At 59.3% G+C, this 13,043-nt stretch carries 12 protein-coding genes; 8 read left to right on the top strand and 4 right to left on the bottom strand.

What is annotated here, in order from left to right:
• Positions 1–111: 111 nt before the first annotated feature.
• A complete protein-coding gene (locus tag BMX94_RS02565) occupies positions 112–996 on the bottom strand; it encodes a hypothetical protein (protein ID WP_091003099.1) in 885 nt (294 codons plus the stop codon).
• A 256-nt stretch (positions 997–1,252) separates the two neighbouring features.
• Positions 1,253–2,062, bottom strand: coding sequence for a MurR/RpiR family transcriptional regulator (locus BMX94_RS02560; protein WP_177171298.1), 810 nt, complete (start codon positions 2,060–2,062; stop codon positions 1,253–1,255).
• Between the two features lie 256 nt (positions 2,063–2,318).
• Between BMX94_RS02560 and BMX94_RS02555 the strand changes: the two genes are divergently transcribed.
• The 7 genes from BMX94_RS02555 (at position 2,319) to BMX94_RS02525 (ending at position 9,440) form a co-directional block, all read left to right on the top strand.
• Positions 2,319–2,801 carry a PTS sugar transporter subunit IIB gene (locus BMX94_RS02555; RefSeq protein WP_091003096.1) on the top strand — a complete coding sequence of 161 codons (483 nt, stop codon included), beginning with the start codon at positions 2,319–2,321 and terminating at the stop codon, positions 2,799–2,801.
• 32 nt (positions 2,802–2,833) lie between these two features.
• A complete protein-coding gene (locus BMX94_RS02550) occupies positions 2,834–4,456 on the top strand; it encodes a PTS system mannose/fructose/sorbose family transporter subunit IID (RefSeq protein ID WP_091003095.1) in 1,623 nt (540 codons plus the stop codon).
• Between the two features lie 52 nt (positions 4,457–4,508).
• Positions 4,509–5,318 (top strand): BtpA/SgcQ family protein, encoded by an 810-nt coding sequence (locus tag BMX94_RS02545; protein WP_091003093.1) that lies wholly within the window; start codon positions 4,509–4,511, stop codon positions 5,316–5,318.
• Between the two features lie 291 nt (positions 5,319–5,609).
• Positions 5,610–5,954, top strand: a complete 345-nt coding sequence (locus tag BMX94_RS02540; protein WP_091003091.1) for a hypothetical protein — start codon at positions 5,610–5,612, stop codon at positions 5,952–5,954.
• Between the two features lie 260 nt (positions 5,955–6,214).
• Positions 6,215–6,979 (top strand): DeoR/GlpR family DNA-binding transcription regulator, encoded by a 765-nt coding sequence (locus BMX94_RS02535; protein WP_091003088.1) that lies wholly within the window; start codon positions 6,215–6,217, stop codon positions 6,977–6,979.
• The gene (gene pfkB / locus BMX94_RS02530) at positions 6,976–7,881 is read left to right on the top strand and encodes a 1-phosphofructokinase (RefSeq protein ID WP_091003086.1); all 906 of its coding nucleotides are present in this window, start codon (positions 6,976–6,978) and stop codon (positions 7,879–7,881) included. The genes BMX94_RS02535 and pfkB overlap by 4 nt, the downstream gene beginning before the upstream one ends.
• A 182-nt stretch (positions 7,882–8,063) precedes the next feature.
• A complete protein-coding gene (locus BMX94_RS02525; protein WP_091003084.1) occupies positions 8,064–9,440 on the top strand; it encodes an FAD-dependent oxidoreductase in 1,377 nt (458 codons plus the stop codon).
• 90 nt (positions 9,441–9,530) lie between these two features.
• On the opposite strand, the gene BMX94_RS02520 is transcribed toward BMX94_RS02525, so the two are convergent.
• Entirely contained in the window at positions 9,531–9,815 is a 285-nt protein-coding gene (locus BMX94_RS02520) for a hypothetical protein (RefSeq protein ID WP_091003081.1), read from the bottom strand.
• 36 nt (positions 9,816–9,851) lie between these two features.
• Positions 9,852–10,154 (bottom strand): hypothetical protein, encoded by a 303-nt coding sequence (locus BMX94_RS02515; RefSeq protein WP_091003079.1) that lies wholly within the window; start codon positions 10,152–10,154, stop codon positions 9,852–9,854.
• A gap of 151 nt (positions 10,155–10,305) precedes the next feature.
• On the opposite strand from BMX94_RS02515, the gene BMX94_RS02510 reads away from it, so the two are divergent.
• Complete coding sequence (locus BMX94_RS02510) at positions 10,306–12,840, top strand: excinuclease ABC subunit UvrA (RefSeq protein ID WP_091003077.1); 2,535 nt, start codon at positions 10,306–10,308, stop codon at positions 12,838–12,840.
• The last annotated feature ends 203 nt before the right edge of the window (positions 12,841–13,043 follow it).

Below are 13,043 nucleotides of genomic sequence, written 5' to 3'. Positions count from 1 at the left end.
TGTTCCGAGGCGCCGCCGCAGTCGGTGGCGGTTAACAATATAAATTGAAATTGAGAACCAATTTCAATTCTAAGGTACAAGGAGGAGTCCAGTCCGTCAAGTCCCAGTCCGCTACTCTCCGGTGGCGTCGCGGTATTCCTGCGAGCCGGCATCAGACCACGAGGTCTTCCCGGACGCGATAACCTGGCCCGTCTCGTGCACGTACGCATACTCGTCGAGCAGGGAGGCGTTGTCGATTGACCAGCTGCCGTAGTCCTCGACGGGGCAGCTCTCTAGCGCAAAGAGCGCGCATGCGCCGTTGGCAGACTCGCGGTCGTAGATGAGCAGGACGACCTTCTCGCTGTCCTTGGAGAGAATGATCTGCTCGTCTCCCTTAGCGTTGTTGGTCACTTGAAAGCCATAGCCCTGCGGCTTGAGCACCGCATCGTAGACAGCCCTGTAACCGGTGTCGATTTCCTCGGCTTCTTCCTGCGCCAGCCCGGAGGACATGGCGTCGTCCCCGGTGGGCGCCTGCGGCGCGGAGGTCTCATCCGTCGTGGCGTTCGGAAGGTCACCCAGGCTCTCGTCCGCAACCGCCCTGCCCCTGGATACGCTTCCGTCAAATCCCATGGTCACGAGCTCGTCGCTTTGCTCCGAACCCCTGAGCCGCACCTCGGCGCCGGTATCCTCCCAGCTTACCTGCCAGTTTGATGGGCGTGCCCGCGCACCGTCGTCTGCGATGCTCGTGTCCACGCGCGAGACCTCGTAGCGGCCAAACTTGAGGAGGAGACGGACGTTTGCCGAGGAGAAGAACAGGGGCTCTCCAACAGATTGCAGCTCAAGCGTGTACCTGCCGTCTGGGGAGGTTGACGTGTCGACGGTGCTCACGGCGTAGGAAAGCTCGTACACCAGCGCCGCCACGAGAAGCACGGTAACTACGGTGATGCCGCCAATGACGGCAAGCACGGTTTTGGCCATCTGTCCCATGCGGTGCTTCTTGCCCTGTTCGCCGGCCATGCCGTATCCTCCCGTTGCGATGCGTAATTACGTCGGATTCATCTTCTTCGTCGAGGCTCACAATCTTGAGCTTTATCAGGCTGCAACAACTCTCTTGTTTCAGAGATGAGAAAAAGGTGAACTCTGCCCGCGAATTAGACGTACGAAAAGCAGAGCCTATCGTAAATAAAGAGCGTTCCTAGCAGTAGAAACGCTCTGAGTTGTTTCACGAGTAGGCGTAATGCCCCTAGCAAGAGAAGAATAATGATCGAGGCCCTCACGCACGTCTTCTCCTGCCGTTTACGATGGGTGGAAGCATCTCTGGATCGGATTTTGTCCGCTTTGAGACTTCGACCATAAGGATGCTGCAGAATGCAAGCATGGATGTCATGGGTTCGATGTATACAGGGTATCGCTCGGTCTGCCAGGTGGGGAGGAGAATGAACTCATCTGCCATCTTGCGAAGGGGATGCGCTGCCGCGTGGGAAACCATGACGGTATGGGGTCGTTTCTGCGGCGACATCTCTTGAATGACGTTGAGGAGCACACGCTGTGTGTCGTTTTTCGACGAGAAGATCACAATCAAATCGTCGGGGCTTGCTACGTGCATGTAAATCATCTCTTGCCCGCTTTGCATGTAGTAGCAGGGTATTTTGTACTTAAGCAATTCCATCGAAAGCATGAGGGCAGGAGGCGAGCTCAATCCTGCTCCGGCTGTATAGATGGCCTTGGATGAGAGTATTCGGTCCGTTAGTCCAGAGACAGTGTCTTTGTCCAGGGCTTCGTTTGTTGCCCTCATCATGTCACAAAGATAGTCTATCGGTTCTTGATCTTCTTTCGAGTTTGATGTGGGCGTGCTACTCGAAAGCGAGAGCATGAGGTTCATCCGGAAGTCACCAAAGTTGTCGTAGCCGACTTTCTGACAAAAACGACTCACGGCACTCTGCGAGACGCCGATTTGCTGAGCTGCCATGGTCGTTGTGCTTTGAAGGATCCCTTCAGGATTGTCCATGACGGCATTCAGGACCTTCAGTTCCGTAGGGGTTAAGTCTTCTGCGTGAAGTCTCATCTGTTCAAAAGCGTCCATGTCGTACTCCTGAATTATGAATGAACTATCCATTCAAAATACTAGTACAAGCCACAAGTATCAGGAAGCATAGGAAGGATATGAACAGAAAGATGCTGCAGAAAAATCTGCGCTTGCCGTTGCAATTCAACCGTTTGCGGTGAATCATCCATACAACAAAGAATGGATGGCCCCACCAATTTAGAATGATTCATGCAGAAGGTAAACATTGGCTGGGTGGCGCGAATGGAACGCGCGAAGTCGGACAGGAGGCACCATGGACGTTGTTGCAACGAGAGTCGACGAACGCCTGATACATGGACAAGTCATGGCATCTTGGTCAAAGAGACTGCAGCTCACGCATATCGTTGTTGTAGATGACCAGATTGCCAAAGACGATTTCATGAAGACTGTTCTCTCAATGTCTGCTCCCGCTGGAATGCAGATCGATATTTTGTCGGTCAAAGCTGCTGCGGATGCTCTAAAGACGGACGAGAGTCCCGCTCATACCATGCTGTTGTTTAAGAAGATTTCCGCTGCTCTGGAGCTTGCGCGCGAGCTTAAAGGTGGCTCTGCAGAGATGACCGAACTAAACCTTGGAAACCTTGGTTCCGTACCCGGTCGTGTTCAAGTGACAAAGAACATCTTCCTATCTGAAGAAGAGCGGACGCAGATTCGTGAGCTGCAGGGTCTGGGGGTGAGCGTGTTCCTGCAGATGCTCTACACCGATCCCAAGGTGCCAATTGATGACGTCCTTTAGAAAATGCGCTACTGACTTAGGAGTGTGAAAGTATGTTGGCATTGCAGGCGCTTATCATCGCGCTTTGCACGTGGTATGCAGCTACCGCATGCCCAATGTGGCTGCGGTGGTCCGTGTATTTTGGCGCGCCTCTTGTAGCGGGTTTGGTCAACGGTCTGCTTCTGGGTAATCTGACCTACGGGCTGGCAGTTGGCTCTAACGTGATGATGGCTTATATCGGGATGGTCGCCATCGGAGGGTCTCTCCCAAGTGACTATGCACTCGCGGGCTATCTTGGTGTAGCCATGACGATGCTCGCTGGGGCTGACCCTTCAGTTGGTCTTACGATTGCGGTGCCCCTTGGTCTTCTTGGCCTGCTGAGCTTTAATGTCAAGATGTCGCTCAACTCGGTCTGGGTACATAAGGCAGACCAGTATGCCGAGCAGGGTAATGCCCGCGGCGTGGTCGTCATGAACCTATTTGCTTCGCAGATTTTCCCGTTCATTACGTATGCAATCCCTTCATTCCTTTGCGTGCTTTTTGGATCATCAGCTCTCGAATCGCTCATGTCAGTGATTCCGTCTCAGGTAACCTCAATTCTCTCCCTTGCTGGCCACCTGATTCCTGCTCTTGGCTTGGCAATGCTCATGAGCGTTCTCTTCAAGGCTTCTCTTCTTCCGTTTTTTGCAATCGGATTTGCCCTTGCCGCCTATCTCCAACTCGGTACAATGCCTATCGCCATCATTGGCGCTGCGGCAGGCGTATTGCACCTCATTTACACCTCGAAGGAAGGCGTTAATGTCTTCGAGGGCTTTTCCTTTGGCCCCGAAGAGGCTACGGAAATTGCAGAAGAGGCTGCTGACGGACAGAAACATCTGAGCAAGAAGACCCTCCGTAAGTCTTGGTTCATCTGGCAGAGCTGGGGCCAAATTTGTTACAACTACGAGCGCATGATGGGGCTGGGCTTCTGTCACTGCATGGTGCCCGTCCTTGAAGAGCTCTATGGCGACGACCGCGAAGCAATCGCGGCAGGCCTCAAGCGACACCTTGCCTACTTCAACACCGAGAATACCTGGGGCTCCATTATTCCGGGCATCACTGCGGCAATGGAGGAAGAGCGCGCGAACGGTGCGGACATCGACGATGATATGGAGAACAACCTCAAGACTGCACTCATGGGACCCATGGCAGGTATTGGTGACTCCGTTACTCAGAGCCTAGTAAAGGTGGTTCTCCTTTCTATTGCCATTGGCCTTGCATCTCAGGGGAGCGCCCTCGGGCCAATTCTTCTGGTTGTGCTTTTCAGCATCTATGCACTTGGTGTGGGCTATTTTTGCTACAACGCTGGGTACCGTTTTGGAAAGAACGCTGTGACCAAGCTGCTTGCCGGTGGTCTTGTAAAGCAGCTTACCGAGGGTCTTGGCGCCATGGGAATGATGGTGCTTGGCTGCCTGGTCGCTACCGTGATTCCCATCTCCTGCCCGCTTACTTTTGAATTGGCTACAGGAACCATCGAGATTCAGTCGATCCTCGATACTATTCTCCCCAAGTTGCTGCCGCTCATCTCGTTCTTGGTTACCTATCACTTTATCAAGAAGGGAACCAAGCCTACGACCATCATCATCGCGATGTTTGTGATTGCCATCGTTCTCTCTCCGCTCGGCATTCTCTCGTAGAAGCAAGCACAAGCGTGAGTAAGAAAAACGCTTACCAATTAAGGAGTAAAGTATGCCTTCACTGATGGAGAAGCACTTAGAGACTTTTGGAGTTCCCAAACCCGTTATTGGGTGTCTACACATGCAGGCGCTGCCTGGTACCCCCTTTGCCGATGACAGTATCACGCTTGAGGAGCAGATTCTTCGTCTTAAGCAGGACGCAGAAGTCCTGCAGGATGCAGGGTTTGACGCTCTTGTTTTCGCAAACGAGGGAGATAGGCCTTACCTCACACCCGTCGGTCCCGAGACAGTGGCGAACTATGTACGAATCGCTACGGAAGTTGCATCCGACATTCATGTACCATTTGGATGCGGAGTGCTGATTGATCCGATTGCAACGCTTGCTGTTGCAAAAGCAATTGGTGCCAAGTTCGTAAGAACCTATGTGAGCGGCTCGTACGAGGGGCTGTTTGGCTCTCAGAAGTTTAATCCAGGCGAGATATTCCGCTATCAGCGTCGCATAGGTGCCGATGATGTCCGAGTCTATACGTACTTTGAGGCCCATGCGGGGACATGTCTCGACACGCGTTCGAGTGAAGAAATGCTTGACGCGGGAGTAGCCAATATGCCGATTGCAGGCGCACTCTTTGGCGGCGCCCATGCTGGACTTCCGCCAGAGGAATCACACATTGCCCATCTGAAGGAGCGTTTTCCGGAAGTGCCTATCATCATTGGCAGTGGAGGAAGGGTTGACAACATCGGCAGCCTTCTTCCACATGCTGATGGCGTTATTGTTGGCACGAGTATTAAGTACGAGGGCATACTTTGGAACAATGTGGATCCAAGCCGCGCCCAGGCGTTCATCAAGGCAGCTAAGGGCTAGCTGCGGCGTCATTACCCCCGGAGCCCCGTACTCTCGGATCACCCTTGGTGGTCTTGGGAGCGCGGGGCTTTCTATTGCGAGCGGTTTCGGTAGGCAACTAGAGGCCGCAAGGTCTTTACTTGTGGCATCAAAGAATGGCTAGGTGTGCCAATCTGATCGCGAGGCTTCCGAAGAATATGACATTACCCATGGCAGGCACGTTGACGCGCCTGCTGCAGGAGTATCTTCTCGATAGAGTGGCAGGTGTGACTGCCTTTCTGGGGCTAGAGTGCCATCGAGAGGAGGCGTGCCATGGAGGACAAGTTGCTCAAGCTTGCCGGGGGAGCCTTTGCGGTGTTCATTGGCATGGCGGTTGCCTTCCAGATTGCGGAGCAGCTGGGAACCTTTGCCCGAGCCATCGCGTGCGCCGCTGGAATCGGCGTGATGGTGGGCCTCCCCATCTGCGTGCTGCGCACGTTCTTTGGCGCCGACGCGCATCCCCGGCCTGGGACCTGGGGCGGTCTTGTTACGGTGGTTGCCGTCTTCGCCTTCTCGCTTCTCTTCTATGGGATGTCTGGCCAGCTCGACGGCAGTGCCGCCGCGGCGATGGTGCTTCTCCCCGGCTTTGTGACGCTCCTGGGAATCTTGCGGGGCTGAGAAGGCCCACCCGACGGGGCTGAGAAGACCCCGCACGATTCGTGGCGCCGCTGTGCCCTGAACACAGAATTTTGACTGAATATGACTGAAGTTGATTGATATTGATTGGATTTGCGAGACAATGACCTCATGCGCGGGGCCCGTACGGCGGTTCATTGGGGGAGCGTGCGGGTCTCGCGCCTAGACTGCGGTACCATCTTGGCTAGAGCGTCTCTGTGTCGAAAATCCCTCTTAGCCGGTTGACAACGGAGGTGGCGCGCATGCTTGCGCGTGAGCGTCAGGACATCATTGTTCGGCTCGTGCGCGAGCGCGGCTCCGTCACCATGCCCGAACTCATCGCGGCGCTCGGCGCCTCGGAGTCGACCATCCGGCGCGATCTTGCGGTTCTCGATGAGCAGCACCAGCTCCTCCGTGTGCGCGGTGGGGCTACGGATGTGACCTCCCGTGCCCGTCTCGTCCTCCACGATGCCTCCGTGGCACAGAAGCGCGACGTCAACGCTGCTGCCAAGCGTGCTATTGGCGTGCGGGCGGCATCGCTTGTAGGCCCGGATGACTTCGTCTACATCGATGCGGGTACCTCGACCATGCAGCTTGCCGAGTCAATCACCCAGACGGAGGCCACGTACTTCACCAACTCGATTCCCCATGCGCAGCTTCTTCTTGCCAAGGGATGCAGGACCTACCTCCCCGGTGGAATGGTTAAGCCGCTCACGGAGGCGCTGGTAGGGGAGGCAACCATCGCGTCGCTCGAGAACCTCCACTTCACGTTGGGCTTCTGGGGCACCAACGGCATCTCGCGCGAGGCTGGGTTCACTACTCCCGAGTACAGCGAGGCTAAGGTCAAGGAGGTCAGCATGGTGCACACGCTCCGGCGCTACGTGCTTGCCGACCAGAGCAAGTTCGCCCAAGTCTCTCTCGTTACCTTCGCGTCCTATGGGGACGCGACCATACTCACCGACCGGCTTCCGGAGGACGGAAGCTTTGATGATGCAGACAATGTCGTGGAAGTAGGGAGCAGCTCATGATTTACACCGTAACGTTCAACCCGTCGCTCGACTACATCGTTCGCCTCGACGACCTTCGCCTGGGCGAGATTAACCGCGTGAACTACGAGCAGGTCCTACCTGGAGGCAAGGGCATCAACGTCTCCATCGTGCTCTCCAACCTTGGGCATGCCTCCACGGCGCTGGGCTTCATCGCCGGCTTCACCGGAAAAGAGATAGAGGCACGCATGAGCGCCTACGGTGCCACCTGCGACTTCATCGAGGTCAAGGAGGGTATGAGCCGCATCAACGTGAAGGCAAAGGCCAAGGAGGAGACGGCCATCAACGGCCTTGGCCCCAAGATCACGGAAGCCGACATCGATGCCCTCTACGCAAAGCTGGATGCCCTCAAGGCCGGCGACCTGCTCGTTATTGCTGGAAACGTTCCCTCGATGCTCCCTGCCGACATCTACGAGCGCATCATGAGCCGCCTCGACGGGCGCGGCATCGACATTGTGGTCGACGCCGAGCGCGACCTTCTCGTGAACGTTCTTCCGTTCCATCCGTTCCTGGTGAAGCCCAACAACCACGAGCTGGGCGACATTGTGGGCGCCACCATCACGCACCGCGAGGAGGTTGAGCCCTACGCGCGCATGCTCCAGGAGCGTGGTGCCAGAAACGTGCTGGTCTCCATGGGTGGCGAGGGGGCGGTGCTTGTTCCCGAGAAGGGCGACGTGATCATGAGTGAGGCGCCCAAGGGGACCATGGTCAACACCGTTGGCGCGGGCGACTCGATGGTCGCCGGCTTCCTTACCGGCTGGATCGAGAGTAAGGGCGACTACGAGACGGCGTTCAAGATGGGTGTTTGCACGGGCTCGGCGAGCGCGTTTTCGGACAACCTGGCCACGAGGCCGGAGGTCGAGGCGCTTCTCGCAAAGATGTAGGCGTGGGGAGACTTGCCTAGTAGACGGTGCGTGCCGGGGGTTTACCATTGGTGAGCACTCGTGTTTGATCCCCGCTCGCCAAATAGTCCAAATAGTTACTGTTGGCGTGATGCTGTCGGTATAACATCGACTTTACATGAATTTGTTTACTTTCGAGCACATTCTTGTGGAAGGTGAGTACTGTGGACAAGAACTCCAGCATCTGCATTGTTGGCGGTGGCCCTGCGGGACTTTCGCTGGCCATGTACCTCGAGAAGAACGGGTATGACAACTACCGCATCTTCGAACGGGCAGACCACGTGGGAGGCAAGGCGTTCTCGCCGCTCATGAAGGTCAAGAACTCCAACGGTGAGTGGGAGGACCGCACCATCGAGATGGGCGCGGTCATGGGCTGCGACACCTACTTTGCCGTGCACGAGTGCGAGGAGTTTGGCGGCACAACGCACGAGGACGGCCCCAAGATGGGTCGCAAGTTCATGAACACCGACGGCACGCCGCTCAAGTCCAGGAAGATCGACCTTCTCAAGAAGGTCATGAAGATGAACAAGCTGTCGCGCCTGCTCGAAAAGAAGTACAAGGGCTACGACGTCAACGGCCACCGCGGCGTGGCGCAGGGTCGCTACGAGGGGCCGTGCCCCTCGCCGGAGCTCAAGCTCGCGCACATCGAGGGCGAGAACCCCAACCTCAAGGACCTCTCGATGCCTTTCTCCGAGTTCCTCAAGAAGAACGGCTGCGAGGATGCCGAGCTGGTGTGGAAGGGCCCCTTCACGTCGTTTGGCTACGGCTACTTCGACGAGATCCCCGCAGCCTACGTGCTCAAGTACCTCGATGCCTTCACCGTGAGGCAGTTCCTCTCCACTGGCAAGCTCTGGACCTGGAAGAACGGCACGCAGTCCATCTGGAAGGGCGTGAACGACCACCTCAAGCACCCGGCCGAGCTCAACAGCACCATCACGTCGATTCGCCGCACGCCCGAGAAGGTTTACGTCACCGTGAACGGCGGCGAGGAGCAGGCCTTCGACAAGCTGGTCATCTGCACGCCGCTGGAGCTCTTCCTCGAATACGGTGACGCCAACCAGGCCGAGCGCGAGCTCTTCTCCAAGATCGTGCACAAGGAGTACTTCACGATGGCCGTGCGCACGGATGAGGACAAGGCGCCGGAGATCTCGTACTACTACTTTGACAACATGACGCCCGAGACTCGCGGACACCTCATGGTCTTCTATCACCGCTGGCCGGATGCCGGTCCGCAGCCGCTGGTCACCTTCACGCTGCGCAACCATGAGGGCATGGAGGACGTGCCGTTCGAGGAGGCGCGCGACACCACGATTGCCGACATGGCCAAGTCCGGCCTGCCGGTGACCAAGACCGAGCGCATCGACGACTGGTACTACTTCCCGCATGTGAGCTCGAAGGACTATGCGGACGGCTGGTACGACAAAGTCGAAGCCATGCAGGGCGAAAACAACACCTTCTATGCCGGCGAGGTCATGGCCTTTGGCGACATGGAGGAGACGGCCGAGTACTCACGTGACCTGGTGAGAAGGTTCTTCTCGTAGGGCACACGTTGGGAGAATGCGCGTTGTGGCGGCGCCGGGGTCCGTTGGGGCCTCGGCGCCGCTTTTGCGCGGAGTTCTCGCTGCGCGGCCCTACCCAAGCCGCTCCTCATTGCTGTCACGCCAGGTGGCGTAGGTCACCGCGGCCGCAACGCCCATCGCGAGCAGGTCGGATATCCCGGCGTTCAGCGTGTTGAGCGCACCTCCGCCCACGTAATCCAGAATCGAGAGGAAGCTCGACGAGCCCATGATGTAGGCCGTCACATGCGTGGCGCCGCCCCAAATGCCGCCAACAAACCCGCTGGCGGCAAGGCCGATGAGCGGCCTACGGTACCGAAGGCCCAGGCCGTAGAGCGCCGGCTCGGTGACACCACCCACGATGCCCGAGACAAAGTAGCCCAGGGTCTCGCCTCCCTACGCCGTCTCGCGTTGCCGCAGGAAGCCGCCGAGTGCCATGCCAAACGCAGCCCAGATGGCAACGCCAGCTCCAACCAGCACAAACGAGTCGGTTCCCACGGCAAGCATGTTAGCGAGGCCCAGCATGGAGGGGCCAATGAGTGTCTGTGCGGTCTTGAACATGCCGCAGACGAGAAGCACGGGAATCATCTTCACCATGGCGCCAGAGAGGTAGTCCAGTGCCGCAGTGAGCGCGGTGCGAACCGGCCCGCGCGCGGGGGTTGCGGGAGAGGTGGTCTCGGCCTTCTCGGCGTGGCTCATGTTTGCTCACAATCGTCATGAAACGTTAGATAACGAACATACTATACGCGTGCTGTGTGACTTTACGGCCCTGCTTGCAGGGCTCCGTCTGCAACCCCGCGCGGCTGTACCATGGTTCTGAAATGCAGCTGACAAGGGAGGGGGGACCGCAGTGTCTCTCGGCAAAACCGCCCCACGCGCCATCGAGGTGCGTGGCGCTCGCGTGCACAACCTCAAGAACGTCGACGTATCCGTGCCGCTGGGCGAGCTCGTGGGCATTGCGGGCGTCTCCGGCTCCGGCAAGTCGAGCCTTGCTTTGGGCGTGCTCTACGCCGAGGGCAGCCGCCGCTACCTCGAGGCGCTCTCGACCTACACGCGTCGTCGCCTCACGCAGTCTGCCCGTGCCGACGTCGACCTGGTCGAGCACGTGCCTGCCGCCCTTGCGCTGCGGCAGCGTCCCGGCGTGCCCGGCGTGCGCTCAACCTTTGGCACCTCGACCGAGCTTCTGAACGGCCTGCGACTGCTCTTCTCGCGCGTGGGCTCCTACACCTGCCCCAATGGCCACCGCTGCCCGCCCTCCATGAGCGTGGCGCTTGAGCAGCCCATTGTCTGCCCCGTGTGTGGTGAGAAGTTCTACGGCCGCGGTGCCGAGGAGCTGGCCTTCAACTCTACGGGCGCCTGCCCCACCTGCGGTGGCACCGGCGTGTCTCGCGTGGTTGACGAGTCTACGCTCGTGCCGGACGAGAGCCTGACCATCGACGAGGGCGCGGTTAAGCCCTGGGGCAGCCTCATGTGGAGCCTCATGGCCGACATTGCGCGCGACTCGGGCGTGCGCACGGATGTCCCCTTCCGCGACCTCACGCCAAAGGAGCGGGAGTTCGTCCTGCATGGGCCAGCCGAGAAGCACCACCTTCTCTACCACAACGAGAAGACAAACACCGCCGGCGAGATGGACTTCACGTACTACAGCGCGGTCTACTCCGTCGAGAACGCCCTGGCGCGCGTGAAGGACGAGAAGGGCATGAAGCGCGTTGCCAGGTTCCTGCGTGAGGGTCCGTGCCCGGACTGCCACGGCACGCGCCTCTCGGCCGCGGCGAGAGACCCGCAGGTACGTGGCATCAACCTGGCCGAGGCAACGGCGATGACGCTCGACGAGCTGGCGGAGTGGCTTCCTGGCGTCTCGGCGACGCTGCCGCCGGAGGTTGCCGCCATGGCCGACCAGATTGTGTCTACCATGGCCGAGCCCATCGCCCGACTGCGTCAGCTGGGCCTGGGCTATCTTGCCCTTGACCGCGCAAGCTCCACGCTCTCCAACGGCGAGCGCCAGCGCGTGCAGCTCGCCCGCGCCGTGCGCAACCGCACCACGGGCGTGCTCTACGTGCTCGACGAGCCCTCGATTGGGCTGCACCCCTCGAACGTGGAGGGGCTTCTCGGCGTGGTGGACGACCTTCTCGCCGACGGGAACTCCGTCGTGCTGGTCGACCACGACGTGCGGGTGCTGCGCCATGCGGACCACCTCATCGAGGTGGGGCCGGGGTCTGGCAAGAATGGCGGCACAATCATCTGCCAGGGGAGTGTTGAGCAGGTCGAGAAGGACGAGGCCTCTCGCATTGCGCCCTTCCTCTCGGGCGAGCGCAGGATTCGCACGCGCCGCCGAGCCGAGGGAAGCGCGATGTTTGACCTGGGCCGCATTCACCTGGAGACCAACCAGGTCCACACCGTGCAGCCCCTCGGTCTGGATGTGCCGCAGGGACGCATGGTCGCGGTGACCGGAGTCTCGGGCTCGGGCAAGACCACGCTGGTGCTTGAGAGCCTGGTGCCCGCGCTTGAGGCGCGCATTGCCGGCACCGCGCTGCCCGAGACCGTGCGCGCCTGCGATGCGCCGGGCATCCGCCGCGTGTGCCTCATCGACTCCACGCCCATCGGTGCGAACGTGCGCTCCACGGTGGCCACGTACTCCGGCGTGATGGACGACCTGCGTCGCGCCTTTGCCCAGACCACCGACGCAAAGGCCCGCGGGCTGCATGCGGGGGACTTCTCGTACAACACGGGCTCGCTTCGGTGCCCCACGTGCGACGGGACGGGGACCATCTCACTTGACGTGCAGTTTCTTCCCGACGTCGAGATAGATTGCCCAGATTGCCACGGCTCGCGCTACGCGCCTGCGGCATGGGAGGTGCGCCGCCACACCACGCGCGGTGCGGGCGGCGAGAAGGGCGGCTACGTGAGCCTGCCCGAGCTCATGGAGATGACCGTGGACGAGGCACTCGGGCGGCTCGGGCGCCTGCGCCGCGTGGCCGCCAAGCTGCAGACGCTCTCGGACATCGGGTTGGGCTACCTCACGCTGGGCGAAGCCACGCCGGCGCTCTCTGGCGGCGAGGCGCAGCGGCTCAAACTCTCAAGTGAGATTGGCCGCAGCCAGGAGGGCACCCTCTTTGTCTTCGACGAGCCAACGATTGGCCTGCACCCGCTTGACGTGGAGGTGCTTCTCGGCGTGCTGCAGGGGCTGGTAGAGCATGGCGCGACGGTTGTGGTGATCGAGCACGACTTGGACATGATTGCCAACGCTGACTACGTGATCGATATGGGGCCAGGTGGCGGCGAGGCTGGCGGGCGCATAGTCTGCGTGGGCACGCCCGAGGGCGTAGCGGCGTGCGGGGCGTCGGTTACCGGGCGCTACCTGGCCGAGGAGTTGGCCCAGGGGTAGGACCGCGGCGCGCAAGGAGCCTGGCGGTCGCACGGTGTTCCGTTTGGGGCGCCTGCGCGCAAGCGGAAATCAAATAATTACGTGCAAAAGTCAAGTTGTGTGTAAGCGGCGGTGGCGCACTGAGGCGCAAGCCACCCAAATTGGCACTTACGTCGATAGCTTGGCTGCTGTTTTAGGCAAAATGACGATGGTTTGTGGCCTCT

Source organism: Olsenella sp. KH3B4 (genome assembly GCA_900111695.1).
GTDB lineage: Bacteria > Actinomycetota > Coriobacteriia > Coriobacteriales > Atopobiaceae > Tractidigestivibacter.
The sequence above is the reverse complement of the archived record's forward strand: the minus strand, read 5'-3'. Positions and strand labels throughout refer to the sequence as shown.

Bases quoted from the DNA above. Each gene is read 5' to 3' on its own strand.
- BMX94_RS02550 (WP_091003095.1), top strand. From the start codon at position 2,834: ATGTTGGCATTGCAGGCGCTTATCATCGCGCTTTGCACGTGGTATGCA.
- BMX94_RS02565 (WP_091003099.1), bottom strand. From the start codon at position 996: ATGGCCGGCGAACAGGGCAAGAAGCACCGCATGGGACAGATGGCCAAA.
- pfkB (WP_091003086.1), top strand. From the start codon at position 6,976: ATGATTTACACCGTAACGTTCAACCCGTCGCTCGACTACATCGTTCGC.
- BMX94_RS02535 (WP_091003088.1), top strand. From the start codon at position 6,215: ATGCTTGCGCGTGAGCGTCAGGACATCATTGTTCGGCTCGTGCGCGAG.
- BMX94_RS02540 (WP_091003091.1), top strand. From the start codon at position 5,610: ATGGAGGACAAGTTGCTCAAGCTTGCCGGGGGAGCCTTTGCGGTGTTC.
- BMX94_RS02555 (WP_091003096.1), top strand. From the start codon at position 2,319: ATGGACGTTGTTGCAACGAGAGTCGACGAACGCCTGATACATGGACAA.
- BMX94_RS02560 (WP_177171298.1), bottom strand. From the start codon at position 2,062: ATGGACGCTTTTGAACAGATGAGACTTCACGCAGAAGACTTAACCCCT.
- BMX94_RS02515 (WP_091003079.1), bottom strand. From the start codon at position 10,154: ATGAGCCACGCCGAGAAGGCCGAGACCACCTCTCCCGCAACCCCCGCG.
- BMX94_RS02545 (WP_091003093.1), top strand. From the start codon at position 4,509: ATGCCTTCACTGATGGAGAAGCACTTAGAGACTTTTGGAGTTCCCAAA.